The sequence below is a fragment of the Streptomyces sp. cg35 genome (assembly GCF_050410835.1).
Lineage (GTDB): Bacteria > Actinomycetota > Actinomycetes > Streptomycetales > Streptomycetaceae > Streptomyces.
Map to the genome: position 1 here is coordinate 1,472,007 of NZ_CP191268.1, position 24,562 is coordinate 1,496,568.

Here is a 24,562-nt window from a genome sequence, read left to right on the forward strand (position 1 = left end):
TCAGCAGACGGAAGGGCGCGGCAATCGCGCTCCGGCCTGCCGCGCCCCAAACACGCACCGCACCGCCGTATGTTCGCCAGCCGCCACACGCGGCACGAAGCCCCCTTCAGGAGACTCGCGATGAGCACTCACGCAAGGCCTTCTCTCCCGCCACGCGGCATCCGCCGCGGCCTTGGCTCGGTCGGGATCGCCGTCTGTCTCGCCGTGATCGGCGCGGCCCCGGCGCCTGCCGCCTCCCCCGCAGCGGCGTCAGCCGCGGGCCAGGGATCACTCGTCCTGGTCGGCGGCGGTCTCAAGGACGACAACACCCAGGTATACGGCGAGATCATCCGCCGCGCGGGCGGCCCGGGGCATGCCCGCATCGGCGTTCTGACCGCGGCCTCCGTGCCGGCCAGCCAGGATCCGAACGCGGATGATCCCGAGCAGTGCAGCAACTCCGAGTGCAACGGCGCCTACTACGCCGATCTCTTCCGGCGCCACGGCGCAGCGGACGCCCAGTGGATCCCGGTGGACCTGGATCACCTCGCCAACGCCGATTCCGACGCGGTGGTCGCACAGATCAACTCGATGTCCGGGTTCTTCTTCGGCGGCGGCGACCAGTACCGGTACGTCACCAGCCTGCTGCACGGCGAACAGCGCACCGACTCGAAGGTGCTCGCCGCGATCCGCGCCAAGCTGGCCGGCGGCGCGGTGGTCTCCGGCTCGAGCGCCGGCGCTCAGATCGCCTCCGGCCCCGACATGCTCACCGGCGGCGACTCGTATCCGGCCCTGCGTGACGGCAGCAGACCCGGCTACTTCGACGATCCGACCGTTCTCGGCTACCTGCCGAAGGGTGGTTTCGGTTTCCTGCGCTCGGGCCTGCTGGACACCCACACCGGGACCACCGGGCGTGAGGGCCGTTCGCTGCGGCTGGCCGCCGACACAGGCCACGACGTCGTCTATGCACTCGATGAGGACACCGCGCTGGTGGTCGAGCGCCCCGGCAGCAGACGAGAGCGCGTGCACGTCGTCGGCAGTCAGGGGGTCAGCGTCCTCAACCTGTCCCGGGCGCACACCGGCGAGAGAACGGCAGGGTGGTACCTGCACAACGCCCGCTACAGCTACCTGACTTCCGGCGACCGCTACGATCCGCTGACCGGCGCGATCGCGACGCCCCACAAGCACCGGCTGGCACCGTCAGATGACGTTCCGGTGCCGGTCAACACGGATGTCTTCTACTCCGCCGACAATCCCGAAGGCACCCCCTACAGCCTGCGCAGCACAGCCCGGGCACTGGCGGCATCCACCCAACGCGCCGCCACCGCGAGCACCTACGAGAGCGCCCCCCAATTCACCGTCACCCTGACCGAGCCGCACGGATTCCATCCGCTGACCGGCGACGGCCACACGCCCCAGACTCTCGTGAACCTGCGCCTGGACATCGACGCGCACTGACCTGTCGCCCCGCACAGCGCTAGGGTCGTTCAGCCGCTTCTTTCACAAAGGAACCGTTTCCATGGCCCAGGGCACCCTCGCCGACCTTATCCGCCACCAGCTGGGGGAACTCAGTCCAGCGGAGCGCCGGGTCGGCAGGGTGCTCCTCGCCGACTACCCCGCCGCCGGCTTCGAGACCGTGGCCACCGTGGCCGAACGCGCCGGCGTCAGCGCCCCCACCGTGCTCCGGTTCGTGGGGCGCTTCGGATACCGGGGCTTCCCCGACTTCCAAGCCGGTCTGCGCGCCGAGCTCGAGGCGCGCAGCGCCTCCCCCCTGTCCCTGTACGAGGCGGCCGACCGCTCCCTTGGCGAACAAGAGGCCGAGGAGGGGCTGCTCGGCCAGGGCCGCCGGGTCTTCACAGCGGCGCTCGCCCAGACCTACGACGAGTTGCCCCCGCACGACCTTGAGCGCGCCATCGAACTGCTCGGCGATCCAAAACGCCGGATCACTGTGACCGGCGGTCGCTTCACTCACCATCTCGCCCAGTATCTGGCCCTGCATCTGATGCAGCTACGCGATGGCATCTCTGTGCTGTCCGAGCGCACTGTGGAACGGACCGCCGCCGTGACCGGCTGGGGCCGCCGTGACGTCCTGGTCGTCTTCGACTACCGGCGCTACGAGCCGGACAAGGTTGCGCTCGCCCAACTGCTCAGCGAACGCGGCGGACGTGTCGTTCTGTTCACCGACACGTGGCTGTCTCCCGCTGCCGCCCATTCCGAGGTGGTGCTAGCAGCCCAGGTGACCGCCCCCTCCCCTTACGACAGCCTGGTGCCGACCATGGCTGTGATCGAGACGGTGGTGGCCGGACTGGTACGCGCCCTTGGCGAGGAGGCTCATCTCCGCTTGAAGGAAGGCGAACGGATCACCCGGGCCACGGGCATGGCGTGAAGGATTCAGGCAGGCCCATCGCCGCACCGTCAAGTATTCGTTCTCCTTCTGTCACGGCCTGAGTGGCCGCACAGAGCAACAGCATCTGGCCTTTCGGGATGCTTCGCCTCATCGACGGAGGGCAGGACTTTGGTCCATGGCACCAGGAGCGGTGTAGCCGTAATGTAGTTATCGCGACGGGAAATCACAGCCAGTATTGGTTGCAGATCCCTTCGTACGCCCCCTCTGAGCGGGGCGGCAAGAGAAAGTACGACCAGCGTCGGCTGTCCGCCCCGGCAGCCATTCATGACGCGTAGGGACAAACCCCCTCCATGGCGGGTTCCCGGCGGATTTCTCTTGCAAGACACACGAGTGCCACCCGGGAGCCGCAAACCCCGAAAGGTGCATCTCGTGTCGGATCTTGAGCGCAACAAGCAGATCGTCGTCGACTATTACCAGACTGCGTTCGGCGGCGACCCGGAGAAGGCAATCGCCGACCACTTCGGTCCCGTCTACGTTCAGCACAACCCGGACGCGGCCGACGGTGCCGAGGCGTTCATCGGGTTCGTGCGCTGGCTGCGCGGTGAGTACCCGAACCTCAAGTTGGACATCAAGCGCATCATCGCCGAAGGCGACTTGGTGGTCACCCACTCCCACCTCGATCTCGAGCCCGGCAACCCGGACAACCCCGGCCGCGCTTTGGCGGACTACTTCCGGCTGGAGAACGGCAAGGTCGTTGAGCACTGGGATGTGATCCAGGAGGTTCCCACGACGGCTGCCAACGCCAACGGCATGTTCTGATGACCACCCCAGTGCAGCTGCGAAGCCCCTCAGAAGCGGTTCGCCTGCAGTACCTCAGCTTCGGCGACCGGCGACATGGACCTGTGGCGCTCGGTGATTGCCGAAGACGTGGAGTGGGGCGCCGGGCAGGGTGCGACTCTCCCCGAACGCGAAACAGGGGGCGGTCGCCTGACGCCAGGTAGCCGTGCCAGATGCGGTTCGCGCCGCGCTGGGTGCGGGCGATTCCGTCGGCTCCAGCGAGGCGTTTCCGCACTCCGGCACGTCGGATACCTGCGTCAGCGGCGAAGTGATGGCAGAGCCTGAGCAGTCACTCCGGCTCTTCGTAATTGGCCAGGGCCAGGCCCAGCGCGAAAAACGTGGGGGCCCACTCGCCGACGAAGATTCCCCAGCGGTCAGCGCGCTCCAGGCTCTCGCTCCTGCTGGAGGTGAGCCACGAGGCTAGGGACAGCCCGATGGAGCCGACTGCGGCCAGGTAGGCATGCTCGCTCTTGAGACCGGCATCGTGCAGCTTCTTGACGATCACAGTTCCTCCAGGGAGATGCAGTATGCGCCCGCTCGGTGTCGTTGGGAACGGCACACCGGATCTTGCGCACTTACAACACCTGATTCGCGACAAAACAGACAATCGGATGCATCGAGTCTGCAGCCCGGCGCGCCGGGCCACGGGCCAGGGGCAGTGCGGCGCCGCGCCGCACTGCCGCACGGCGTTTTCCCATGGTTCGTCAGGACATGTTCGTGACGACATACTCAGGCGCGGTCTTGCCCCGGCCTGACTGCCTTTCGGGCGGAGCGGTACTCGGCTGCAAGGACACGGGCCATACGCTCCACCGAGAATTGCTGTCGGACCGTCTCTTGCCCTGCCTTGGCCAGGTCGAGACGCTTGCCCTTTGGCAGGCGGGCCAGACGACGCATGCCTTCCTCAAGTCCCGCTGGCCGGTTTGTGTCCCAGAGAATGCCGTTGACGCCGTCCTGCAGGTAGTGCGGTACTCCGCCGCTGTGCGGACCTGCTACCGGCAGTCCCGCTTCCATTGCCTCCAACACGGCGATGCCGAACTCTTCCTTGGCGCTAGGGCACACATACCAGGCCGGAACGCCGCGAGCAGGATCGGCAAGGACGCGCTCCAGGCTTCTGATCCACTGGTTCTCTCGGGCCGGCAGCAAGGCCAGCCGCCGCCGGGCGGTCAGATTGCCTTCGAGCAGGCGGTCGATCTCGCTCCTCATGTGCTTCTCCACCTCCGTGGCCCCGATGCGCGCTCCGCCGATGAGAACCAGAGTGGAGACGCGCCACATTTCCGTAGCCAGCCAGGCGCGGACGAGGTGGTCCTGCTGCTTCATCGGATGCAGGCGGCCCACACACAGCCACAGGGGTAGGTGTTGGTCCTCCGGTCCCAGCGCATCGCCGCGTCGGCTGTCGGCATACAACGTTCGAAGCGGCGCTGCTCCGTTCACCTCGCGGTGCGGCGAGGCGCGAAAGGGGGTGATTCCTTCGGGAGCTGCGGTGGGGCCCGCGCCGGCGTTGGCACCAACAATCTGCGGGAAGTAGCGCATGAGTTCCTGGCTGCCGCTGCGGCCGGGAATCGATACGACGCGCGTGGCCCGGGCCACCAGGCGATCCGCGGCGAAGACCTTGTGCAGGTCGAAGCGGAGTTCCGCCATGCGCCTGGGATCGCTGACGCGCGTATCGGCGTGCCGACGACTGAGATGCCGGTGTGGATCCGGGGTCACGGTGAACACCATGTCGCTGCCGAGCCGCTCAGCGGCGTCCGCCAACGCCAGGCTGCCGTCGTCGGCATAGCGCAGATGAAAGACGTCCACAGGGGGAAGCTGACGCAGCAGGTGAACAACCCACCACGCCAGTGCGGCATGGTGGCGGTGCATGTCACCTTGCGCAGGGACTGTGGGTGCATCTACGGGCACACGCACGATGTGGTGCCCGGCGCTGCGCTCGTAGGACAGTCGAGGGTCGTGGACGAAGTCTTGGTGTCCGGCGGCAACCAGAGTGATGACACAGCCGATGCCCGGGCTTCGGACGAGTTGGTCGCCCAAGCCGCCCAGGAGGACCGAGAGGCCGCCGCTTGCGCCTTCGCCGGGGGTTTCGATGCCTCCGAGCAACATGCTCTGGACGACACATAGCCCCGAAGCCTCGGGACGGCGTGGCAGGGAGAGTCGAGGAGGCCGCAGCAGGAGCCGCTCGTAGGGGTCGGCTGCGGCGGTGATTGCGGGCAGCGGAGCGTCCGGACCGTTGGTCTGGTGCAGATAGCGCCAGAGCGTGTGGCGCAGGTCCCGGTCGGCCGTCTCCAGTAGCTGAGCGGTGGCGTCCGTGGTGAGCGGACGCAGGTCTGCGGCGATGGCCAGGTCGATCAGGAACGTGGTGTCCTTCGGGGAGGTGGTGTGGCGCAGCGCCGAGCGGAGGCTTTCCTCAGCATGCGCCGCACCGTGCCAACGGACGGTCTCGGGCCACATCTCGGTTGCCGCGACGGTGGCATGAGGGCCGCTGCGGCCATGGGCCAGGAGGGCCGCAATGGGCAGGACGGTCCCGCTCCGACGGGCGCGCCGTAGTGCAGCCGTGGCGAGGTCCTCGGGGGGCAGGAGTGCGGGGGCGGTGGTGGCGGGGCCATCCGGTTCCTGGCCGTACTCGGCTAGCAGCAGGCGCTCCAGAGCGTTGTCGCCGTCGTGGAGCGAGTGGCTGGTGGAGGCTTGAGGAGTGTCGAGCGTTGCTCGCGCCAGGAGGAAAGGGTCGGCCACCTCTGGTGGGCAGGGGTGAACCAAGGGGGGTGAGATGTGGGGGGCCACGAGCAACTCCTTGTCGCGAAGAGCTGGCGTGGGGTGTTCTGTCGGTGTGCACCCACTGGATGCAGCAGGCGGCGGAGGGCAATACGGGGCGCTCAGGTGTTCAGGCCGTGTGTGTGGTCAGGTTCGGCATCCACGAGGGCATCCAGCACGAGCTCTACGGCTGCGGCGATGGGCAGTCCTGGAGGCAGGCGGGGTGGTCGCCCCGCGGCCGCGCGAGTGGCGAAACCAGTGTCCACATGTGACAGACGCAGATCGATGAGGGCGACCTGGCGCCTGCGCTGTTCCTTGCCCACTGCCTGCAGCCACGCGGCGAGAGCTGCTTTGGCGGCGGCGTAGTCGGCCATGTGAGCGGGCGGGTTTCCGGCGACTATGCCGGTGATGGCTGCAAGGACGCCGCCGGGAGCCATCAGGGGTAGCGCGGCCCGCAGGAAGGCGATGGGCGCCTGCGCGTTCACTGTCATGAGATGTTCTGCAACGGCGTCGCTGATGCGGTCGGCAGGACCGAAGGCCGGAACTCCGATGGAGGTCACCACGGTGTCCAGGCCGCCCATCTGCTCGGCAGCTCGACGGGTCAGGGCTGCACACCCGTCCAGGTCATAGGCGTCGAAGGTGCTTGTCCTCACACCGGGAAGCTGGTCTTGGAGCCTGCGGAGCACCGTCTCGTTGCGTCCGGCGAGGTACAAGACAGCGCCCCTGCTGTGCAGCTTGCGGGCCAGTGCACTGCCCAGCTCACCAGTGGCTCCGGGAAGAAGGATGCGGGTTCCGTTGATGTTCATGGCAGCGCTCCTTCGAGGATCACAGGCTCGATGACGCGACCGGGCCGCGGGGTGGTTCGGTGGGGACCTGCATCGCCCATCGGATCAAGCTGGTGATGAGTCGGCCGGTTGGCCGGACCGTCCATCGCTCTGCGCGTTTCCAGCGCGGCAGGTGTAGCTCTGCTGCGGCCCACGGAGGCAGCAGCGCGATCGCGTTGGATGCCAACGCTGCATAGAACGGCAGTGCGGGGACGGGGAGCGGCGGACTGAGCAGCAGGTAGCGGGCGGTGTCGAGTGCTTGCGGTGTGGCCCGCAGTTCGGGGCGGTACGCCGTGAGGCGGGTCCGCAGCTCATGCAGGGTGTGCGGGGGCGTGGGCACCCCCAGGGATTGGGCGACGTGTGCCATCTGCGCCACGTACTGATCGCATTCATCGGCCGTGAGCCTTTGTGCAGCGAAGCGTTGGTGAGCTCGCAGGAAGGAGTCGACTTCGGCGATGTGAATCCACTCGAGCAGGTGGGGGTCGGAGGCGCGGTAGGCGATGCCCTGCTCGGTGACGCCCTGAATCCTGGCGTGCACGGCGTTGAGCCGGTCGCAGGCGGCTTGGGCGCTGTCGGCCGTTGCGTAGGTCGCGGTGGCGAGAAAGGTACTCGTTCGCTGGAGCCGGCCCCAGGGGTCGCCGCGGTAGCCGGAATGCGCGGCGACCGCGGCCATCGCCACAGGGTGGAGCGTTTGGAGCAGCAGTGCGGAGAGGCCACCGATGAACATGGCGCTGTCCGCGTGAACGCGGCGGATCGGGCTCTCTGGCGGGAACCAGCGCGGCCCGGGGGTGTTGTGGATCAGGGCGCGGTTACGAGGGCCTTCCGGTCCGGCGACGCGGGCGAACAGCATCTGACCGGCCCGGAGGCGCAGCGGCTCGAAGGCACGCACCGTGATGGTGGCCATGCGCATACCTCATTGAGGAGACGTGTGAGTCGAGTGCTGCCCGTCCTTCTCCATCTGTCGACGTGGCGGATGCGGGCGTCGGCGATCTCGTGGACCGGCACGGATCTGCGAGCTCAACTCTCGGGCATGAGCACGGTGTCGATGATGTGGACCGTGGCGTTGCTCGTCGCGACGTCTCCACAGACGATCTTGGCGGTGTCGTTCACCTTGTAGCTGTCATCGGAGCCGGAGGTGGTGAGCTTGCTGCCCTCGAGCGTCTTGAAGGACCCGTCCGCCAGCTTGTCCTTGGTGACCTGCTCGCCAACCACGTGGTAGGTCAGGAGCTTGGTGAGTTGCTCCTTGTCGTTCAGGACCTTGTCCAGATCCGCCTTGGGAATCTTCGCGAAGGCATCGTTGGTGGGGGCAAAGACGGTGATGTCCTTGGCGTTGTTCAGGGTGTCTACCAGACCGGCGCTTTTCACGGCGCTGACCAGCGTGGACAGTTCCGGGTTGTGGGACGCTGCCGTCGCCACCGGGTCCTTGGCCATGCCGTCGAACGATCCTGCGCCCTCCTTGGGCACCGTCGAGCATGCGGACCCGAAAGGGCCGTCCATGTCGTCGGCGGAGGCTGGGGAGATCGCCGTGAGTGACGCCGGCACCACAAGCACTGCGGCAGCGACGAGCACGCGGGTTCGAGCGGGATGAGAGGTCATGATCAGCCCTCCTCACGAAACTGGCGGGCGCATCCGCAGGGCTTTTCCTGCGATCACTGCGCGCTGCTGAGAAGCGGCGACGACTGCTGGGAGGCAATCGCGGGAGCTCGTCAGCTCGTCTCTATCTCTTTCAGCGTGACGCCAGAGGCGGATGCATCACATGAGCAATTTGTTCCCTTTTGTGCCAGCAGTGTCGGCGAGCCACCGCCGCCTGGCCCGGTGGCGACTCATTCTCTTCTCGGCTGGACACTCGGCCCCGGTGCATCCACGGGCGCGATCCCGTCAGAAATGACAGCTGTGCCAGGTACCCGTGCACGACCGTTGTGAGAGGGAGAGCATGCCGCGCATCGTGGTGGTGAGTCCGCCGTTCGCCTCACATGCGAGGCCACTGGCCTCCCTCGCGGCGGCGCTGCGTCAGGCCGGAGCCGACGTCCACTTCGCATGCGGCCCCGAGTTCGAGCCTCTGGCTCGGCAGTCCGGAACCCGGTTCGAGGAACTCGTGGTGACGCGCAATGCGAATACGGGGGTTGCAGAGTCCACCGCGCAGTCCGCCCAGGAGGCAAGACGTCTCTCGGCGTTCCTGGAGGCCACGCGACGAGGTGCGGTCTCGGCGCTGATCACACAGGCCGCACACCGCCGTGAGGACATGCTCCCGGACCCCGAAGCCGTGCTGGCCGCCATGCGCACTCTGCACAGGCGCGTACGCGCCGACTGGTATGTCGTCGACCAGCTGAGCTATGCCGTCACTCTGGCTCTGCACTGTCTTCAGCTGCCGTACGCGACCTTGTGTCCCGGTCATCCCAGCTACGTGCTCGGCGCCGAGGACGCCTACTTCGGGATACCGCACGCCTGGCCTTCCCGCATGCGCCCCGCACCCCGGGAACTGGCCACGCTGCACGCGTGGGTCAAAGACAACGACCAAGCCTTCACCAGGGCGTTCGCGGCTGTTGCACGCGCTGCAGCCCCGGCCGTGCCACCCCCAGGGCGGGCTTTTGCCCTCACCTCCCCTCACGCGGTGGTCTACTCCTATCCGCACCTGCCCTGGCTGCCCGCGCGCCCCCGTGGACGGGCCCACCTTTTCGCCGGCCACATGGTGGGGCCTCAGCACCCCTTGCCCGCACCGTGGGCCCATCGCCTCACTGAGCTCCGTGGCCGCACCCGGCGGGTGGTGCTGGTAGCGCTCGGCACCTTTTTGTCCGCGCGCGATGACGTGCTGCGCACCGTGGCACGGAGCATCCTGAGAGCGTTTGACGATGTCGGCGTCATCATGGCCGCAGGCAATCGCACTGGCGTACTGGAGGACTTGGTCAGCGAACGGTGCCTGGTCTCCCCGGAGGTACCGCAGCAAGCCCTGCTCGAGCACGTGGACGCCATGGTCCATCACGGCGGCGCCAACTCGTTCACCGAGTGCATGCGGGCCGGCGTGCCTGCTGTGGTGCTGCCCTTCTCGAGCGACCAGTTCAGCGTGGCCGCAGATGCCGAACGGGCGGGAGTAGGGGCAGCCCTGGATCCCAACGCGTTGACCGAGAACGCGGTGCCGCACGCGCTGCAGATGCTCTGGTCCGGCCGCCGGCGGCCGTTGGACATGGTCGCCAGCACCGCGATGCGGCAGCGAGGTCCCGCCTGGGCAGCTGCACGATTGTTGGGAGCCATGAATCACGTGGTGTAGAGCTGGCCAGGGTTTCTCCTGCCTGCCCCGTGTTCGACGTGCACGCCGGTGGCCGGGTTCTTCGTCGCGCGTATCTGGGGCTTCTGACCACGGCCGTTTCAGAGCCGGCAGCCAGCGGCTTCCTCCTCCGAACGCCCAGTCAGTGTCAGCGTCAGCAGGGCCCTCCGTGACGCCGGATCAACAGCGCAGGTTGGGGTGTGACCGCAGCTGCCAGCGGCGTTCCGCATAAGCAAGGTCATCGCGCCACAACCGTCCAGCGGCCGCGCGCATCAGGGGGCGCAGCGCCCTGGAGGCGTGTCGCGCAAGGGTGAAGCCGGGTCGCTGGGATGTGGCGAGCACTGCCTCGACCACGGCGGTGCGGGGTGCGTGGTGTCCGGGTGCAGTGATGGGCGTCGCGTGGGTCTCGACGACCGAATCACGGCCTTCCCCGTCCGTGATGTGCATGACGACCGTGCGTGGCTCTGGTGCGGTGAACGCGGCGCGGACAGGAACGACGATGCGGGAGGTGAGGCGGAAGGAGACCTCGACAGTGAATACGTCGGGGTCGGAGGCGTCTCCGGCCGGGCTGTCGATGACCTTCAGATCGACAAATGAGTACGGGTGGAACCATGCGCCGTGCCAGGGGTCGAGCCGGTTGGCCACGATGTCCTCCGGTTCGCACCGCCCGATCCCGGTGTAGACGGCGCCTACCGAGCGTGCCGAGGGCGGGCGCACTGGGATGACGGGGCGTTCGAGAGGTTGCTCCTCTCCTGCGCTGTCCAGGCGGACCCACATCAGGACCCCGTCGTCGTGGACGGGCAGGGTGCGCCATCCGGCTTGGCCCTGGGCGCTCAAGGAGAGACCGTGCCAGTGGCAGACGAGAGTGCCGCATCGCACCGGGCTGTCCTTGAGCGGGGCGCCCAGGTGGGGGCAGGCACCTGGCCCGGCGGCGAGATTGCCGTCGGCGTCGCGCCAGATGACCAGCTCACGGCCGGCCACGGTACGCCCGAGCGGCGCCTGACGGGGCACCTCGTCGCTGCCTCCGACGACGTACCAGTTTCCCGACGGCCGTGCCTGCGCCCGCTTCAGTGCGGCCTCGATCACCGAGGGCCGTGCATCGCGCCAGGTGGGATCCTGGCGTTCCCACGGCGGTGGGTTCTTGCGCAGGGCCAGGGGGAAGCGGGAGGACCGGGGCAGGTTGCTCATGCCGCCCCCCGGGGCTGCGACGAGGTCATGGTCAACTGAGCTCGTGCGGGCTCGGGGCTGGTGTCCCGTCGGATATCCGGGCGGAGGGCGGAGCGGTGACTGATCCGGGCGTGCACGATACGCGCGAGGCCGTCCACGGCGACGGCCGCGCGGCGGCGCCGAGGTACCACGGCCCGCCGGTGCAGCACGCTGTATCCGTCGGCGGCGACGGCATCGAGGATGCCGGAGTACAGCACGAACGCGGTGCGGATGCAGGGGCGAGAGACCGGATCCAGCAGGGCGATGCCCGGTGCCGCCTGCCGGTAGACGCCGCGGGTGAGAGCTTCGAAGGCCTGGAGGGCGTGGGTGATGCGCGTGTCCCGGCGGCCGGTGTCACGGCTCCATTGCAGGCGGTCCCGGTCGATTCCGTGTGCGTTCAGCAAGTCTGCGGGGACGTAGACGCGCCCCCGGTCGAGGTCCTCCCCGACGTCGCGCAGGAAGTTGGTGAGTTGGAAGGCCACGCCGAGGTCAGCCGCGTAGGGTTCCGCCTCGGCGCGCGGCACGGTGGTACCGAGCACGGGGAGCATCTGGAGGCCGATCACCGCTGCCGAACCGTGCATGTAGCGGCGCAGATCCTCGTAGGTGGGATAGTCCGTGATGGTCAGGTCGTCGCGCATCGCCGACATGAAGTCCTCGAAGTGGCGTGCGTCGATCGCATAGCGGTGGGCGGTGTCAGCGAGCGCTTGCACGACGGGTTCGGTGCTGCGGCCCGTGCTGAGGCCGTGCTGCAGCCTGGTCGACAGTTGCTGCAGCGCCGTGGTGCGCTCGCTGTTTTTGAGTTCATCGGTGTGGGAGTCGACGATGTCGTCGGCCCAGCGGGCGAAGCCATACAGGGCGTGGACGGCCGGGCGGCGATCGGCGGGCAGCAGCCGGGTCGCGAGGAAGTAGGTCTTGCCGTGGCGTGCGTTGAGCCGGCGGCAGCGGGTGTAGGCGCTTCGCAGAGCGGCGTCGGTGATGCCTGCTGCATCGAGTTCTCGGGCGGTCACGAGGACGCTCCTTTCAGGGTGTTGAACGTGCCGCGGGCTCGGGGATTCGGGGTGGTGCGGGTTCCGGTGATGCGCGCGGCGGCGAGCTTCCCGGACAGCAGCACTGTGGGGACGCCGACGCCGGGCGTGGTGCCGCAGCCGGCGAGCACGGCATTGGCTGTGCCGCGGACGAGGTTGCGGGGGCGGAAGGGGCCGGTCTGGGCGAAGGTGTGGGCGGCGGAGAAGGGGGTGCCGGCGGCGTGTTCCTGGGCGTGCCAGTCGGCGGGGGTGACCAGGCACTGTTCGTCGATGGCGGTGCTGATGCCGTCCAGGCCGCGGCGTTCCAGTTCGGTGAGTAGTTCGGCGCGGTAGCGGGGGGCCAGGTCGCCCCAGTGGGCGGGGCTGGGGCCGATGTCGGTGTTGGGGCAGGGCGCCAGAATGTAGTGCAGGTGTCGGCCGGGCGGTGCCAGGGAGGGGTCGCTCGCCGTGGGCCGGGTGATGAGCAGGGAGGGGTCGCTCATCAGCTGGCCGTGACGGGTGAGCTCGTCGAAGGTGCGGTGCCAGGCGGACCCGAAGGAGATGGTGTGGTGGGCCAGTTGGGGCCAGGTGCGGTTGGTTCCGGCGTGCAGGATCACGGCGGAGGGGGCGTGGCGCAGCGGGAGGGTGCGGCGTGGGGTGCGGCCGAGCAGCTGGTAGGTGACGGGCAGGTCGGGGGTGAGGACGACGGCGTCGCAGGCAATCCGTTCGGTGTCGGTCACCACGGCGGTGATGCGCTCGCCGGTGCGCTCCAGCCTCTGGACACGCTGGCCGTAGCGCAGTTCGGCGCCGGCGGCCTGGGCGGCGTCCGCCATGGCCTGGGGCAGGGCGTGCATGCCGCCGCGGGGGAAGTACACGCCGGCGACGGTGTCCATGTAGGCGATGACCGCGTAGGCGGCCAGGGCGCGGGCCGGGGGCACTCCCGCGTACAGGGCCTGGAAGGAGAAGACGCGGCGCAGTCGTTCGTCCTTGATGAAGCGGGCGATCTGGGCGTCCATGCGGCCGAAGCCGCCGAGTGCGGCCAGGCGTGCCAGGTCGGGGGTGAGCAGTTGCAGCGGCGAGTCGAAGTTGGTGTCGATGAAGTGCTTCATCTGGGCTCGGTAGAGGCGCTGCAGCCACTGACGCAGGCGGGCGTAGCCGGCTGCTTCCTGGGGGCCCGCGAAGTTCTCGACGGCCTGGTGCATGGCGGCCGCGTCCGTGTGGACGTCGAGGGTGCTGCCGTCGGCGAACGAGGCGCGGTAGGCGGGGTGGAGCGGGATGAGGTCGACGCGGTCGCGCAGTCGTTCGCCGACGGCGGCGAAGGCTTCGTCGGCGAGGTGGGGCATGGTGAGCACGGTGGGGCCGGTGTCGATCTGGTAGCCGCCGCGTGTCAGTCGTCCGGCGCGTCCGCCGGGCAGGTCATCGCGTTCTACGAGGGTGACGCGGCGGCCCGCGCCCAGCAGGTGGAGGGTGGCCGCCAGCCCGGACAGGCCTGCGCCCACGACGACGACGTGATCCGTTTTTCCGCGTACGGTCCTCACCGGGCTGCTCCTTGGACTGCGGCGGCCGGCAGGCCGCACATGGATTCGCCTGGGGGCGTGGGGGTTCCGGCTGCCTGGTGCATCAGGGTCTGCAGGCGGGCCCGGGCGTCGGGGTCGAGGGGGGCGGTGTTCAGGTGACGTGTGCTCTGGGCGATGAGGCGGCGGATCTTGTCCTCAACGTTGCGGCGGGCGCCGGTGCGCTCCAGTACCTGCCGGATGTCGTCCAGGTCGTCGTCCGTGAGGTCCGGCCGGCCCAGTCGGTGGCTCAGGAGGTGCAGGGCGTGCTGGTCGCCGTCTGCTTCTGCTCGCGCCTGGGCCAGGGCGATGAGGTAGGTGGGTTTGCCGGTTCGCAGGTCGCCGCCGAGGGGCTTGTCGCGACGCGGGGCGGGTTCGGCAAAGACGTCGTTGAGGTCGTCGCGCAGCTGGAAGGCCAGTCCGGCGCAGCGGCCGGCCGAGCACAGGGCACGCAGGGTTGCGTCATCCGCGTTGCCAAGGGTCGCGCCGAGCTGGAGCGGTCGTTCCACGGTGTACAGGGCCGTTTTGAGGCACGCGGCGCTGATCGCCTGGCTGAGGGACCTGCTCTGCGTGATCTCGCCTTGGATGTCCAGGTACTGGCCGGCGACCATCTCCAGGCGCATGCGCGACCAGGTGTCGCGGATCTGGCCAGCCTGCCAGGGGGGTAGACGCAGGCCAGCGGCCTCGTCGTCCGCCCAGGCCAGTGCGAGGTCGCCGGCGAGAATGGCGGCCGATTCGCCGAACCGGTTGTTCTTCGCACGCGCCGCTGAGGAGAGCTGGTACTGCGTGGCGCAGTCGGCGTGCAGGGCGGGTTGACCTCGCCGGGTGGAGGCCTGGTCCATGACGTCGTCGTGGACCAGGGCGCAGGTCTGTATGAGCTCCAGAGCCGCACCCAGCTGGAGGGCCGCATCGATCTGCGCGCTGTCGGGCAGGCCGCAGGCGCGCAGACCCCACCACAGGAACTGCGGACGCATGCGGCGCCCGGCGCCGAGCGTGAAGCGGGCGACGCGTTCGGCGATGTCGGCGCCGAAGGTCGCGTTGACGGCGCTGGCCTGGGCGACTCTGTGTGCCAGCAACTGCTCCAGGCGGTCGTTCACGGTCTGCGCCACTGCGGCGTCGATCTGCCGCACCCGCGCAGAGGCCGGCAGGCGGCGGTGTGCGAGAGCGCCATCGCCCTCAAGGTCCGCCCCCTGGGGTGGCGCAACAGCCGTGGTGGCGCCCATGGCCTCATCGGGGGGCATGTCGGCTCCTTCAGGGTGGCAGGGACTGGATGTGTTGCAGGGCATTCCTTGTGATCCACGTGATCGGATGCGCCGTGATGCGGCAACCGGAGCAACTCGGCTCACCGGACGGTTTCCTGGCTGCCCGCTGGGATCGGATCTGCGAAAGAGCGCATCCATGATCGGAGCAGCAGGGGAAAGGTTCCCGGAGCAAGTGGTCTACTCGCCGGAGGTGAGCGTGCGCTCAGACGTGGTGATCATCGGCGCGGGAGCTGCGGGGCTGTCACTGGCGGAGCGGTTGTGCACCGCGGCGGGGCGGTCTTCGCCCACCGTGCGGCTGGTGCAGGCGCCCGTCGGCCCGCTCCGGCCGGCGCCCCGGACCTGGTGTTTTTGGGAACGGGGGGCGGGACGGTACGACGATGCCGTCTCCGCAGCCTGGAACCGCATGCGGGTGCGCAGCCCAGGCGGGCAGCTGGTGGACGCCGGCACGGGCGCCCTGCGGTACAAGATGATCCGCTCCCCCGACTTCGAGGCGGCCATCGAGCGACGTCTGGCCGGGCAGCGCATTTTGGCTCGCACCGAGGGGACGGTCGAGGCGATCGAAGGGACCGCTGACGGCGCGCAGGTGCTGGTGCGCACGGCCCACGGCGAGCAGCAGCGGCTGTCGGCGCGCTGGGTGTTCGACTCCCGGCCGCTGGGTAGCCTGCCGCCCGCCCGGACCACGCTGTTGCAGCATTTTCACGGCTGGTTCGTGCGCACGCCCCGGCCGGTCTTCGACACCGGCTCCGTGGAACTGATGGACTTTCGCACGCCGCAGCCCGAGCGCGGCCTGGCCTTCAGCTATGTCCTGCCCACCAGCCCCCACACCGCGCTGGTGGAATACACGCAGTTCTCAGCGTCCGTTCTGCCGGCAGACAGCTACAACCGCGCCCTGGAGACCTACCTGCACACCGTGCTCAATGTCCGTGACTTCCGCATCGAAGCACACGAAGAGGGCGTCATCCCTATGACGGATGCTCAGTTCGCCCGACAGAGCGGTGCGTCCATCTTCAAGATCGGCGCAGCGGGCGGGGCCACCCGTCCGTCCACGGGCTATACCTTCGCCGCCATCCAACGCCAAACGGCCGCCATCGCAGCTGCCCTTCGCGCAGGGCGGCGTCCGGTGCCGCCGGCGCCGCACTCCAGGCGGTCACGTGCGATGGACGCGGTTTTGTTGCACGCGCTGGCCAGCGGGCGCCTCGACGGCGCGGCCTTCTTCACGCGGCTGTTCTCCCGTGTACCCACCGAACGCCTGCTGCGGTTCTTGGACGGCGCCACCACACCGTACGAGGACCTCTTGATCGGACTGAACAGCCCCATCGTGCCCCTGTTGCGCAGCGCGGTGACGCTCCCGTCGCGTCCGCTGCGCCCCTCCCCCGCCCCCTGATCTGCCGGTCCCGCCAAGGAGAACCATGCCGACCCTGCGCGACGCCTCCCTCGCCCGCGCGTTCGACCACGCCGCGGGCAGCTATGACGCCCTGGTGCGGGCCAACCCCGGCTACCACGCCCACCTGCGACGCTCGGTACGCCGCCTCGGCTACCGTGCGCCTGGGAGGGGCCTGCGGGTGCTGGATCTGGGCTGCGGCACCGGCGCCTCGACCGCCGCTCTGCTGTCCGTGCTGCCGGAGGCGGAGATCACCGCCGTGGATGCATCGGCCGGCATGCTGGAGCGGGCTGCCGCCAAGCGCTGGCCGCCCACCGTCACGTTTGTGCACACGGCGGCGGAAGACCTGGCCCACCCGGACGTGTGCGGCCCCTTCGACGCGGTCTTCGCCGCCTATCTGTTCCGCAACACAGCCGATCCCGACCCGGTCTTGTCCACAGTGCGCGGCATGCTCGCGCCAGGCGGCCGGCTGGTCGTGCACGACTACACGCTCAGCGGCAAACGCCGCCATCGTGCCCTGTGGACGGCGGTCTGCGCGGGGCTGCTCCCTGTCACCACCGCGCTGGGGGACGGTGCTCTGTACCGGCACCTGTGGCGCAGCGTCATCGAGTTCGACACCGCCGACGGCTTTGCCCACCGTCTGACCGCCGCGGGGTTGGTCCGAGTACGCATCCTGCCCCTGCCCGGCTGGCAGACCGGCATCACGCACACCATCGTCGGCCAAGTGCCGCAGGAAGGTACCCACGCATGAAACGCCGCCGCCCTCTGCCTCCAGGAGCCCTGGACCGCCAGGCTGTGCGTGTACCGGCCGTGCCCGGAGCGTCCAGAGCCACCGGCGCACCGCCGTCGACGGCGGTCATCGGCGGAGGCATCGCCGGCATCGCGGCCGCTGTCGCGCTGGCCGAACGCGGCGTGCGGGTCACCCTCTTCGAACGGGAGGCCACACTCGGCGGCCGCCTGGCCGGCTGGAGCACCCAGCTCGCCGACGGCTCGTCGGTCACCATGAGCCGCGGCTTCCACGCCTTCTTCCGTCAGTACTACAACCTGCGCGCTCTGCTGCGCCGCACCGACCCCCATCTGGAACGGCTGACACAGCTGCCCGACTATCCGCTCTGGCACGCCAGTGGGGTGAAGGACAGCTTCCGACGCGTCCCACGAACCCCGCCATGGAGCGCCCTTGGATTTGCCGTGACGAGTCCGACCTTTGCTCTTTCCGACCTGCCGCGGATGAACGCACGGGCTGCTCTCCCCCTCATGGACGTGCGTGTCCCGCAGGTCTACGAGCAGCTCGACTCGGTTAGTGCGCACGACTTCCTGGCCTCGATCCGTTTCCCTGAGGCCGCCCATCACCTGGCCTTCGAGGTGTTCTCGCGCAGCTTCTTCGCCGATCCACGACACCTCTCGGCCGCCGAGATGGTGCTGATGTTTCACATCTACTTCCTGGGCTCCGCCGAAGGCCTCCTGTTCGACGTGCCCACCGATCCCTTCCCGACCGCCTTGTGGAACCCCCTGCATCACTACCTGGAGAGCCTGGGTGTCGAGGTAAAGGTGTCGACCTCGGTCGATCACGTCGCCGCAACGTCAGAGGGCGGCTTCCAGCTCACGGCAGGCACCCACACGCAGCACGACGACGCGTGCGTTCTCGCTCTCGACAGCAACGGCCTGCAGTACCTGATCCAGCAAAGCCCGGGCCTGGCGGACCCCTCCTGGTACGCCCGCATCGCGCGCCTGCGGACCGCACCGGCCTTCCTGGTGTCCCGCCTATGGCTGGACCGGCCGGTCGCCGCCGACCGCGCAGGTTTCCTCGGCACGAGTGGCTACGGCAACCTCGACAACGTCAGCGTGCTGGAGCGCTGGGAACACGAGGCACGCACCTGGTCACAGCGCACCGGCGGGTCCGTCGTCGAACTGCATGCCTACGCTCTCCCGGACAACGCAGACATGCTGACCGAACAGAACCACGCCATCGACCAGTTGCATCAGCTGTATCCCGAGACGGGCACCGCACGCATCATCGACGCTCGTCATGAGTGGCGCCAGGACTGCCCGATGTTCGCCGCGGGCGGATATGTCGACCGCCCCACCGTGGGGACATCCCATCCCTTCCTCATGGTCGCGGGCGACCTCGTGCGTACCGATTTGCCGGTGGCGCTGATGGAGCGAGCCGCTACCACCGGCATGCTCGCGGCCAACGCGCTCCTTCGACAGTGGCGCCTTCAGGGCCATGAGCTGTGGACCGTCCCGACGCGTGGCCGTAACGCGCTCCTTCGGGGCCTGGCTGGCCGCGGTGCACCCTCTGCACGTGATGCCGTTCTGCCCGTGCCGTGAGGGCGGCAGCGGTCGTCTCTTTTCCGCCGCCGCAACAGCAGTACTGCCCCTGGCTCCGGGTGTGGCCGACTGCATTCGCTGCGATGCCTTCGAGCCGGCGGCGCAGCGAGTACGGCAAGCGCGGAGCCCCGGGAGGTGGTTCGGACAGTTGCCCCTGTCCGAGTCAGCTATGGGCTGAGTTCCGGCTTCAGCAGGGCGACGGCCTCGCGCAGCCCTCCGAGTTGGACGGCGCCGTCGATGACGGTGCCCCGCCAGCCGGGCCCCGCCAGATGGAGTGCCGGCTGTTGCCGTGCCCCTTTGAGTCCCCAGGCCTCTTGCTGCAGGTGCGCGGCGAGAGGGGTGCTCGCCAAGGACCGGGTCTGCGACCACAGCACTATGGCGGCCGGCCCGGTCCGGCGCACGGTCGCGACCAGTGCGTCGGCCGGAACGGCTGCGCCGAGCATCCGTGCGGGTCGGCCCGCGTTCAGGAGCGCCGCGTGCAAGGCCTCGAGCGGCAGCGTGTGCTGTTCGCCGGGAACGCAGGCCAGGAGCACACGGGGCGCGTTTCGGCTCGTCTGCGGAGAGTCCAGCAGGAACTGTGCGTTGCGCAGGGTGGTGGACACGTGCCAGGACAGGAGGTGTTCGACCTCGACGTAGCGGTCGCCGGCGGACTCCCACTTGCGGCCGACCGCGTGCAGGGTCGGCATCATGAGTTCTTCCCAGGCAGTGATCACCCCGTGGTGCCGGACGAAGGCGTCGAGCTGCTGCTGAACGGCGTCGGAGTCGAGGCGCAGAGCGGCACGGGCGAGTCCCCGGCATTCGGTCCGCACCAGGCCCATCTGGAGAAAAGACGAGACGGAGCTGTGACCCGTCGGATCGGGAAACGCTCTTGCGCCAGAGGCGGTAGCGCCGGTCTCACCGTGCTGCGTGGATCTGGCACGTTCTTTGGCGACGCGCGCGGCTTCGGCCGGAGGGATGCCGGAGGCCGTGAGGCGGCACATGTCCTCGATCATGGCGACGTCACGCGGGGACCAGCGACGGTGGCGACCATGATCCCGCTGGGCGGGACCCAGCCGGTAGCGCTGGTCCCATGACCGCAGCGTCGTGGGAGAGATCCCCAGGCGCCGGGCCAGCGATCCCGAGGTGATGCCCGCACCGTCGACCGCTGCCGGAGACGGGAGCGGCCGCTCAGGCGTGCCGTCAGAGTCCATGACTCAATCATATCGACGCAAAACCGCTGCGTTCTCTGCTGGAGGGCTCCACGTGCACAGATCCGCCACTCAATGCATCTGGCCTGCCGCGCAGGAGGGAACGCCCGATGACGGAGGTTCCACCCGTCCCACATCACTGCTCAGTCCCTGCAAGCAGGCCTAGACGCCAGAGGTTTCCGATGTCAGCTCCGTCTCCGATCCAGCATCCTTCACCGGGGGATCTCGCGCTCATCGCACTGGGTGACAAAGCCCGGTCACCGACCGATCAGCACGTCCTGGCCTGCGAGGCGTGCCTGTCGACGTTGGCCTCATTCTTGCGAGTGCTCGGGGCCGGACGGGCCGGACCGGTGGCAGCGGCGCGGCCGCCCGACGCGGTGTGGGAGGCGATCCAGCGAGAGCTGTAATCCGCCTCTTCACCCTCGCCATCAATCGATGCACATTCGATGCGATTCGAATTCCTGGGCTTCCTTGGCCCAGAGTGAAGATCACTTGACGGCGAGGGAAGGGCACGGGCCGATGTGCGCTCAACGGACCACGCGGACTCCGCACGACGACCTGTGGGCACCTGTCGAAGAGTCCCTCGCCGACGAAGAGCTGGCCGCAGGCCTTCGCCGCGGCCAGGAGACATGCCTGGAGGCCGCCTACCGTCGCTGGGGAACGCTCGTTCACACGCTGGCCTACCGGTCACTGGGCGACTCGCGCGAAGCCGAGGACGTCACCCAGCAGGTCTTTCTCGCCGTGTGGCGCGGCCGTGAGGGGTACGCCCCGGAACGTGGCACCTTCGTCGGCTGGGTCGTGGGCATCACCCGACGCAAGATCGCCGATGCCCTGAGCGCCCGAACCCGGCGGTCCGCCCTGACGTCCGCCGCGGAGGCAGTGCAAAGCGTTGCGGTACCGGCCGCTGGCGATGTTGCGCAGCAGACCATCGACCGGGTGGTCATCTGTCGCGAACTGGCGCTCCTGCCCCCAGCGCAGCGGCGCGTTCTGGAACTGGCCTTCCACGGAGACCTCACCCACACTCAGATCGCTCAGGTGACGGGCTGGCCCCTGGGCACTGTCAAGAGCCACTCCAGGCGCGGCCTGAACCGTCTCCGGATGCGGCTCATCGCCACCGACCCGCGTTGAGCCGATGTCGCGATACTGGTGGTAGATGCTGTGGGTCAAGCTGGCAAAGCTGGCCTTCGCTCGTCCTCCAGCCGCGCAGGCAAGGGTCATGCGTGGCCCTGTCGGCTCCGATGACAACCTGGTGGTCGGTGGCGTACTGATAGTTCAGCGGTGCCAGCTGGCGCAGCGTGAAGTTCGCGCACCAGCGGGCGGTCACCAGCAGCACGCGGGCCGCCAGCGGCAAGACTCCAGGGATAGCCCTTGCGCACCGGCTCTCTTTCTGCGCATTACACGCTGCAGGACGAGACGGCGCCTTGAACAGAACAAGGCATGACATACCTCCTTGAGATGCCAGGCGCAGCGGGAATGCAACCCCAACCGCCAATCCTTACGTCGCCAGAACCCCTACCGCTCGGGTCCTGCGCTCAGAGTGCGTGATCCCGCGTGAGCGATCGAGGCGGGACCTGCCCCAGGCATGGCGCGCCACGCAGCGGCTTCTCGGGCCGCCTGCCGCGGGTGGCGCCGACGCCAGTACGGGTTGTCGTGCGGTAGACGACTGGATACGCGCCCATACATGCCGAACGTGAGAATGACCAACCCCATCACGAAACTGAAGATGACGTTGGACATGCCAAAGTCCAGCACGTTCGCACCCTTGTCCAGGATGAACACATGGACAAAACCGCTGACCAGGAACAGGGCTCCCACAGCCATGTTCAGCGTTGAGGCGAAGTTCCCGCCGATGACTCCGCCAACCACGAGGAGGAGACCAACGACGACAGAGATGAGACTCAGGATGCCGTTCGTGCTCAAGCCCGCAATGTTGCTGCCGTCAGTATTGAAAGGGCTCAGCTGGTCGGCAAACCCGAGACTGCCGAAGACCAGCAGAACGACGCCGCAGAACGCTGCGCCCCACCGATACACCTGCGCCAGCTTGTGATCGAGGGGAAGTTCGTCTTGCAGTTCCATGATGCGCGCACCTCTCTGCTCGCTCGCCGCGGTTTGCTGTCCCCCTCTCACCGATTCCGATCGACGACGTCGAACGGTTGCAGTCGCCGCAAATCAGCACCCATCGGAACTATCTGGCGGCGATCGGGCCAATCGTGCATCGTGCCCAGCACTCCGGGTGGCACTTCGTCAGCGCCTCAAACTTGGACACACCATGTGTCTCTCTTCGGCCTCGTCGAGCCGTGGAAGCGCATTCTCGGCACCCCGAATCGCGCAGGTGAATGAAGTCCGGCGCTCGGTTGCTTTGCCGCGACCGGTTCGTGCTCCTCATCCTGCGCTGGGCTGCACACGTGCATACTCAGGTGCCCCGAGCCTGAGGCTCGGGGCACCTGAGGCAATCCAGCTCACCTCATGCGCCGGACCGCAGTGTGGACGATGTCGTCCACCAACAGGACGCAAGTCGCTGAATCCCGAGCAGCGCTCTCAGGCCCCGTTCCGCACTCAGCTGCGGGCTCTCGTCAACACCTCCGTTCAGCCCGTTGTTCAACGCGTCAGTGACGTCCGGGCACCGGCATCGTCCTCGGCGGCGAGCCGTTCTGCGGCCTTGGTGATGTTGTAGGACATGCCACCGAACACCACGGCGTGGAACGGGGCCACGCTCCACCAGTACGCATGCCCCGCCAGGCCGTGCGGATGGAACAGCGCGCGCTGCAGCAGCACCGTACGTCCCTCACGGTCGTGACCGACTCGGAATTCCAGCCAGGCCAGGCCCGGCAGAAGCATTTCGGCGCGCAATCTCAAGCTGTGTCCGTGCTGGATTTCCTCGACGCGCCAGAAGTCGACCACGTCCCCCAGGCGCAGGCGCGTGGCGTCCCGTCGGCCGCGGCGCAGTCCGACACCGCCCACCAGGCGGTCGATCCAGCCCCGGACGGACCAGCCCAGCCCGAAGGAGTACCAGCCGTGCTCGCCACCGATCCCCTCCAGCACGGTCCATAGATGGTGCGGGGCGGCGGTGGTACGCCGGGCCCGACGATCACAGTAGAGACTGCCGCCTGCCCAGTCCGGGTCCGTGGGCAGTGGATCACTTGGTACTCCGGGCACAGCGGCAGCCGACCAGTGAGTGCTCACCTGCGCCTCCTTCACCTGCCGCAGTGCGAGCCCTAGCGCTTCTTCGAAGGAGAGCGGCGCGTCGGCGGGGTCGGGTACGTACTGCGCGATGTCGTGCTCACCGCAGACGACCTCGTGACGCAGGGACTCTGCCAGCGGCCGGGCAATACCCCGTGGGACCGGTGTGATCAGGCCGATCCAGTGGCTGGACAAGCCCGGCGTGAGCATCGGAACGGAAAGGATCACGCGATGGGGCAGACCCGCGACTCGCGCGTAACGCTGCATCATGTCGCGGTAGTTCATGACCTCGGGGCCGCCGATGTCGAACGAGCGTGACACTGCCGGGGGGAGATCCGCGCAGCCGACGAGATAGCGCAACACGTCGGCGACCGCGATCGGCTGGATGCGGGTGCGCACCCACCGGGGCGTGACCATGACGGGAAGGCGTTCGGTCAGGTAGCGCAGCATCTCGAAGGACGCGGAGCCGGAACCGATGATGACGGCCGCGCGCAGCACTGCGGTGGGCACCCCGGACTGCAGGAAGATCCGGCCGACTTCGCTGCGGGAGCGCAGATGGGGAGAGAGTTCGTCCTCGGGTACATCGCTGGGGGTCAAGCCGCCCAGGTAGATCAGGCGGCGCACGCCCGTCTGTGCCGCGGCCCGGGCGAAGGTGTGCGCGGCTCGGCGGTCGGTCTCCTCGAAGTCGTCGCCGCTGCCCATGCCGTGCACCAGGTAGTAGGCGACGTCGATCCCCTGCAGCGCGGCGGTCACGGATTCCGGATCCAGAACGTCGCCGCGCACGACGTCGACCTGGCTCGCCCACTCGAAGTCGCGCAGCTTTTCCGGCGTCCGGGCCAGGCACCGCACGCGGAAGCCCTGTGCCAGGAGTTCCGGAACGAGTCGGCCGCCCACGTAGCCGCTTGCGCCCGTGACGAGGCAGTACCGCCCGTCATCCGGACGGGACGCTTGAGGTGCGGATCGCGATTCGGGAGAAGAGCTCATGATCGGACACGTACCCCGCGGTGCAGTGGACGTGCGCCGCTATCCGTGCGACATCGTCTGATCCGTGCGGATCTTCTGCAACGGCTGCGCAGCCATTTCTCGCTGAAGGTTCGGAGTCGCCTCGGCTGCCGTCACCGCAGTGCTGAGCAGGTAACGCAGCTGCCCATGCCGCGGGGCCCGCCGGTAGCCAGGCTTACGAGTGCATGATTCCGACCGTTCCTTTGGCTGCCAGAAGGCCGGCATGGTGGATGTGGAACCGGTATCCGCCCGGTTCTGTCGCCACGTCGATTGAAGCTCCATGAAGGGGAGCTGGGCTCACCACTTCAACGCTGAGCCCGGTTACTGCCCCATCCGACCTCCCACATAGGAGGAGCACTGCCTGCCGGCCCGCTTCCAGTGCGGCCAGCGCGGGGAGGGTTGTCGGCGCCTCCGGCAGAAGAGCCGGATGACTGGGATCGCGTGGCCACACGACCATCTCCGCGCCGG

The 24,562-nt window shown here is 68.4% G+C and carries 20 protein-coding genes; 8 read left to right on the forward strand and 12 right to left on the reverse strand.

The genetic code is table 11. From position 1 onward, the window contains the following. Positions 1–120 precede the first annotated feature (120 nt). From ACQUQD_RS07115 to ACQUQD_RS07125, 3 genes are all read left to right on the forward strand, one after another. Positions 121–1,434: a cyanophycinase gene (locus ACQUQD_RS07115; RefSeq protein ID WP_428951103.1), complete on the forward strand. Its 1,314-nt coding sequence runs from the start codon at positions 121–123 to the stop codon at positions 1,432–1,434. Positions 1,435–1,495: 61 nt separating this feature from the next. Beyond that, positions 1,496–2,362 carry a MurR/RpiR family transcriptional regulator gene (locus ACQUQD_RS07120; RefSeq protein ID WP_428951104.1) on the forward strand — a complete coding sequence of 289 codons (867 nt, stop codon included), beginning with the start codon at positions 1,496–1,498 and terminating at the stop codon, positions 2,360–2,362. A gap of 390 nt (positions 2,363–2,752) precedes the next feature. Continuing rightward, entirely contained in the window at positions 2,753–3,142 is a 390-nt protein-coding gene (locus ACQUQD_RS07125) for a nuclear transport factor 2 family protein (protein WP_428951105.1), read from the forward strand. 307 nt (positions 3,143–3,449) lie between these two features. Here the strand turns inward: ACQUQD_RS07125 and ACQUQD_RS07130 are convergent, their stop codons facing one another. From ACQUQD_RS07130 to ACQUQD_RS07150, 5 genes are all read right to left on the reverse strand, one after another. Continuing rightward, positions 3,450–3,665, reverse strand: coding sequence for a hypothetical protein (locus tag ACQUQD_RS07130; protein ID WP_428951106.1), 216 nt, complete (start codon positions 3,663–3,665; stop codon positions 3,450–3,452). Between the two features lie 224 nt (positions 3,666–3,889). Beyond that, on the reverse strand, positions 3,890–5,887 hold the full coding sequence (locus ACQUQD_RS07135; RefSeq protein WP_428951107.1) for a glycosyltransferase family 4 protein: 1,998 nt from the start codon (positions 5,885–5,887) through the stop codon (positions 3,890–3,892). 140 nt (positions 5,888–6,027) lie between these two features. Continuing rightward, a complete protein-coding gene (locus ACQUQD_RS07140; protein ID WP_428951108.1) occupies positions 6,028–6,711 on the reverse strand; it encodes an SDR family NAD(P)-dependent oxidoreductase in 684 nt (227 codons plus the stop codon). 19 nt (positions 6,712–6,730) lie between these two features. Then, entirely contained in the window at positions 6,731–7,633 is a 903-nt protein-coding gene (locus ACQUQD_RS07145; protein WP_428951109.1) for an oxygenase MpaB family protein, read from the reverse strand. 113 nt (positions 7,634–7,746) lie between these two features. Further along, positions 7,747–8,325 carry a fasciclin domain-containing protein gene (locus ACQUQD_RS07150; protein WP_428951110.1) on the reverse strand — a complete coding sequence of 193 codons (579 nt, stop codon included), beginning with the start codon at positions 8,323–8,325 and terminating at the stop codon, positions 7,747–7,749. Positions 8,326–8,662: 337 nt separating this feature from the next. On the opposite strand from ACQUQD_RS07150, the gene ACQUQD_RS07155 reads away from it, so the two are divergent. Then, positions 8,663–9,994: a glycosyltransferase gene (locus ACQUQD_RS07155; protein WP_428951111.1), complete on the forward strand. Its 1,332-nt coding sequence runs from the start codon at positions 8,663–8,665 to the stop codon at positions 9,992–9,994. Between the two features lie 177 nt (positions 9,995–10,171). Here the strand turns inward: ACQUQD_RS07155 and ACQUQD_RS07160 are convergent, their stop codons facing one another. The 4 genes from ACQUQD_RS07160 to ACQUQD_RS07175 are packed head-to-tail and all read right to left on the reverse strand — an operon-like array spanning position 10,172 to position 14,995. Beyond that, positions 10,172–11,179, reverse strand: a complete 1,008-nt coding sequence (locus ACQUQD_RS07160; protein ID WP_428951112.1) for a DUF5914 domain-containing protein — start codon at positions 11,177–11,179, stop codon at positions 10,172–10,174. After that, entirely contained in the window at positions 11,176–12,204 is a 1,029-nt protein-coding gene (locus ACQUQD_RS07165) for a phytoene/squalene synthase family protein (RefSeq protein WP_428951114.1), read from the reverse strand. The genes ACQUQD_RS07160 and ACQUQD_RS07165 overlap by 4 nt, the downstream gene beginning before the upstream one ends. Continuing rightward, positions 12,201–13,739 (reverse strand): phytoene desaturase, encoded by a 1,539-nt coding sequence (locus ACQUQD_RS07170; RefSeq protein WP_428951115.1) that lies wholly within the window; start codon positions 13,737–13,739, stop codon positions 12,201–12,203. The genes ACQUQD_RS07165 and ACQUQD_RS07170 overlap by 4 nt, the downstream gene beginning before the upstream one ends. Next, positions 13,736–14,995, reverse strand: coding sequence for a polyprenyl synthetase family protein (locus tag ACQUQD_RS07175; protein WP_428951116.1), 1,260 nt, complete (start codon positions 14,993–14,995; stop codon positions 13,736–13,738). Before ACQUQD_RS07175 ends, ACQUQD_RS07170 begins: the two co-directional genes overlap by 4 nt. A gap of 157 nt (positions 14,996–15,152) precedes the next feature. Here ACQUQD_RS07175 and ACQUQD_RS07180 point away from each other — a divergent pair, with 157 nt between their 5' ends. The 3 genes from ACQUQD_RS07180 to ACQUQD_RS07190 are packed head-to-tail and all read left to right on the forward strand — an operon-like array spanning position 15,153 to position 18,725. Next, on the forward strand, positions 15,153–16,400 hold the full coding sequence (locus tag ACQUQD_RS07180; RefSeq protein ID WP_428951117.1) for a lycopene cyclase family protein: 1,248 nt from the start codon (positions 15,153–15,155) through the stop codon (positions 16,398–16,400). 25 nt (positions 16,401–16,425) lie between these two features. After that, positions 16,426–17,148 carry a methyltransferase domain-containing protein gene (locus tag ACQUQD_RS07185; protein ID WP_428951118.1) on the forward strand — a complete coding sequence of 241 codons (723 nt, stop codon included), beginning with the start codon at positions 16,426–16,428 and terminating at the stop codon, positions 17,146–17,148. Continuing rightward, positions 17,145–18,725, forward strand: a complete 1,581-nt coding sequence (locus tag ACQUQD_RS07190; protein WP_428951119.1) for an FAD-dependent oxidoreductase — start codon at positions 17,145–17,147, stop codon at positions 18,723–18,725. The genes ACQUQD_RS07185 and ACQUQD_RS07190 overlap by 4 nt, the downstream gene beginning before the upstream one ends. Before the next feature lie 167 nt (positions 18,726–18,892). Here ACQUQD_RS07190 and ACQUQD_RS07195 read toward each other — a convergent pair whose 3' ends face one another. Beyond that, positions 18,893–19,915 (reverse strand): MerR family transcriptional regulator, encoded by a 1,023-nt coding sequence (locus ACQUQD_RS07195; protein ID WP_428951120.1) that lies wholly within the window; start codon positions 19,913–19,915, stop codon positions 18,893–18,895. 516 nt (positions 19,916–20,431) lie between these two features. Here ACQUQD_RS07195 and ACQUQD_RS07200 point away from each other — a divergent pair. Next, the gene (locus ACQUQD_RS07200; protein ID WP_428951121.1) at positions 20,432–21,040 is read left to right on the forward strand and encodes a sigma-70 family RNA polymerase sigma factor; all 609 of its coding nucleotides are present in this window, start codon (positions 20,432–20,434) and stop codon (positions 21,038–21,040) included. A gap of 384 nt (positions 21,041–21,424) precedes the next feature. Here ACQUQD_RS07200 and ACQUQD_RS07205 read toward each other — a convergent pair whose 3' ends face one another. Both ACQUQD_RS07205 and ACQUQD_RS07210 read right to left on the reverse strand, forming a co-directional pair. Then, positions 21,425–21,988 (reverse strand): DUF4383 domain-containing protein, encoded by a 564-nt coding sequence (locus tag ACQUQD_RS07205; RefSeq protein ID WP_428951122.1) that lies wholly within the window; start codon positions 21,986–21,988, stop codon positions 21,425–21,427. Between the two features lie 522 nt (positions 21,989–22,510). Continuing rightward, positions 22,511–24,076 (reverse strand): SDR family oxidoreductase, encoded by a 1,566-nt coding sequence (locus ACQUQD_RS07210; RefSeq protein ID WP_428951123.1) that lies wholly within the window; start codon positions 24,074–24,076, stop codon positions 22,511–22,513. Positions 24,077–24,562: the final 486 nt, after the last annotated feature.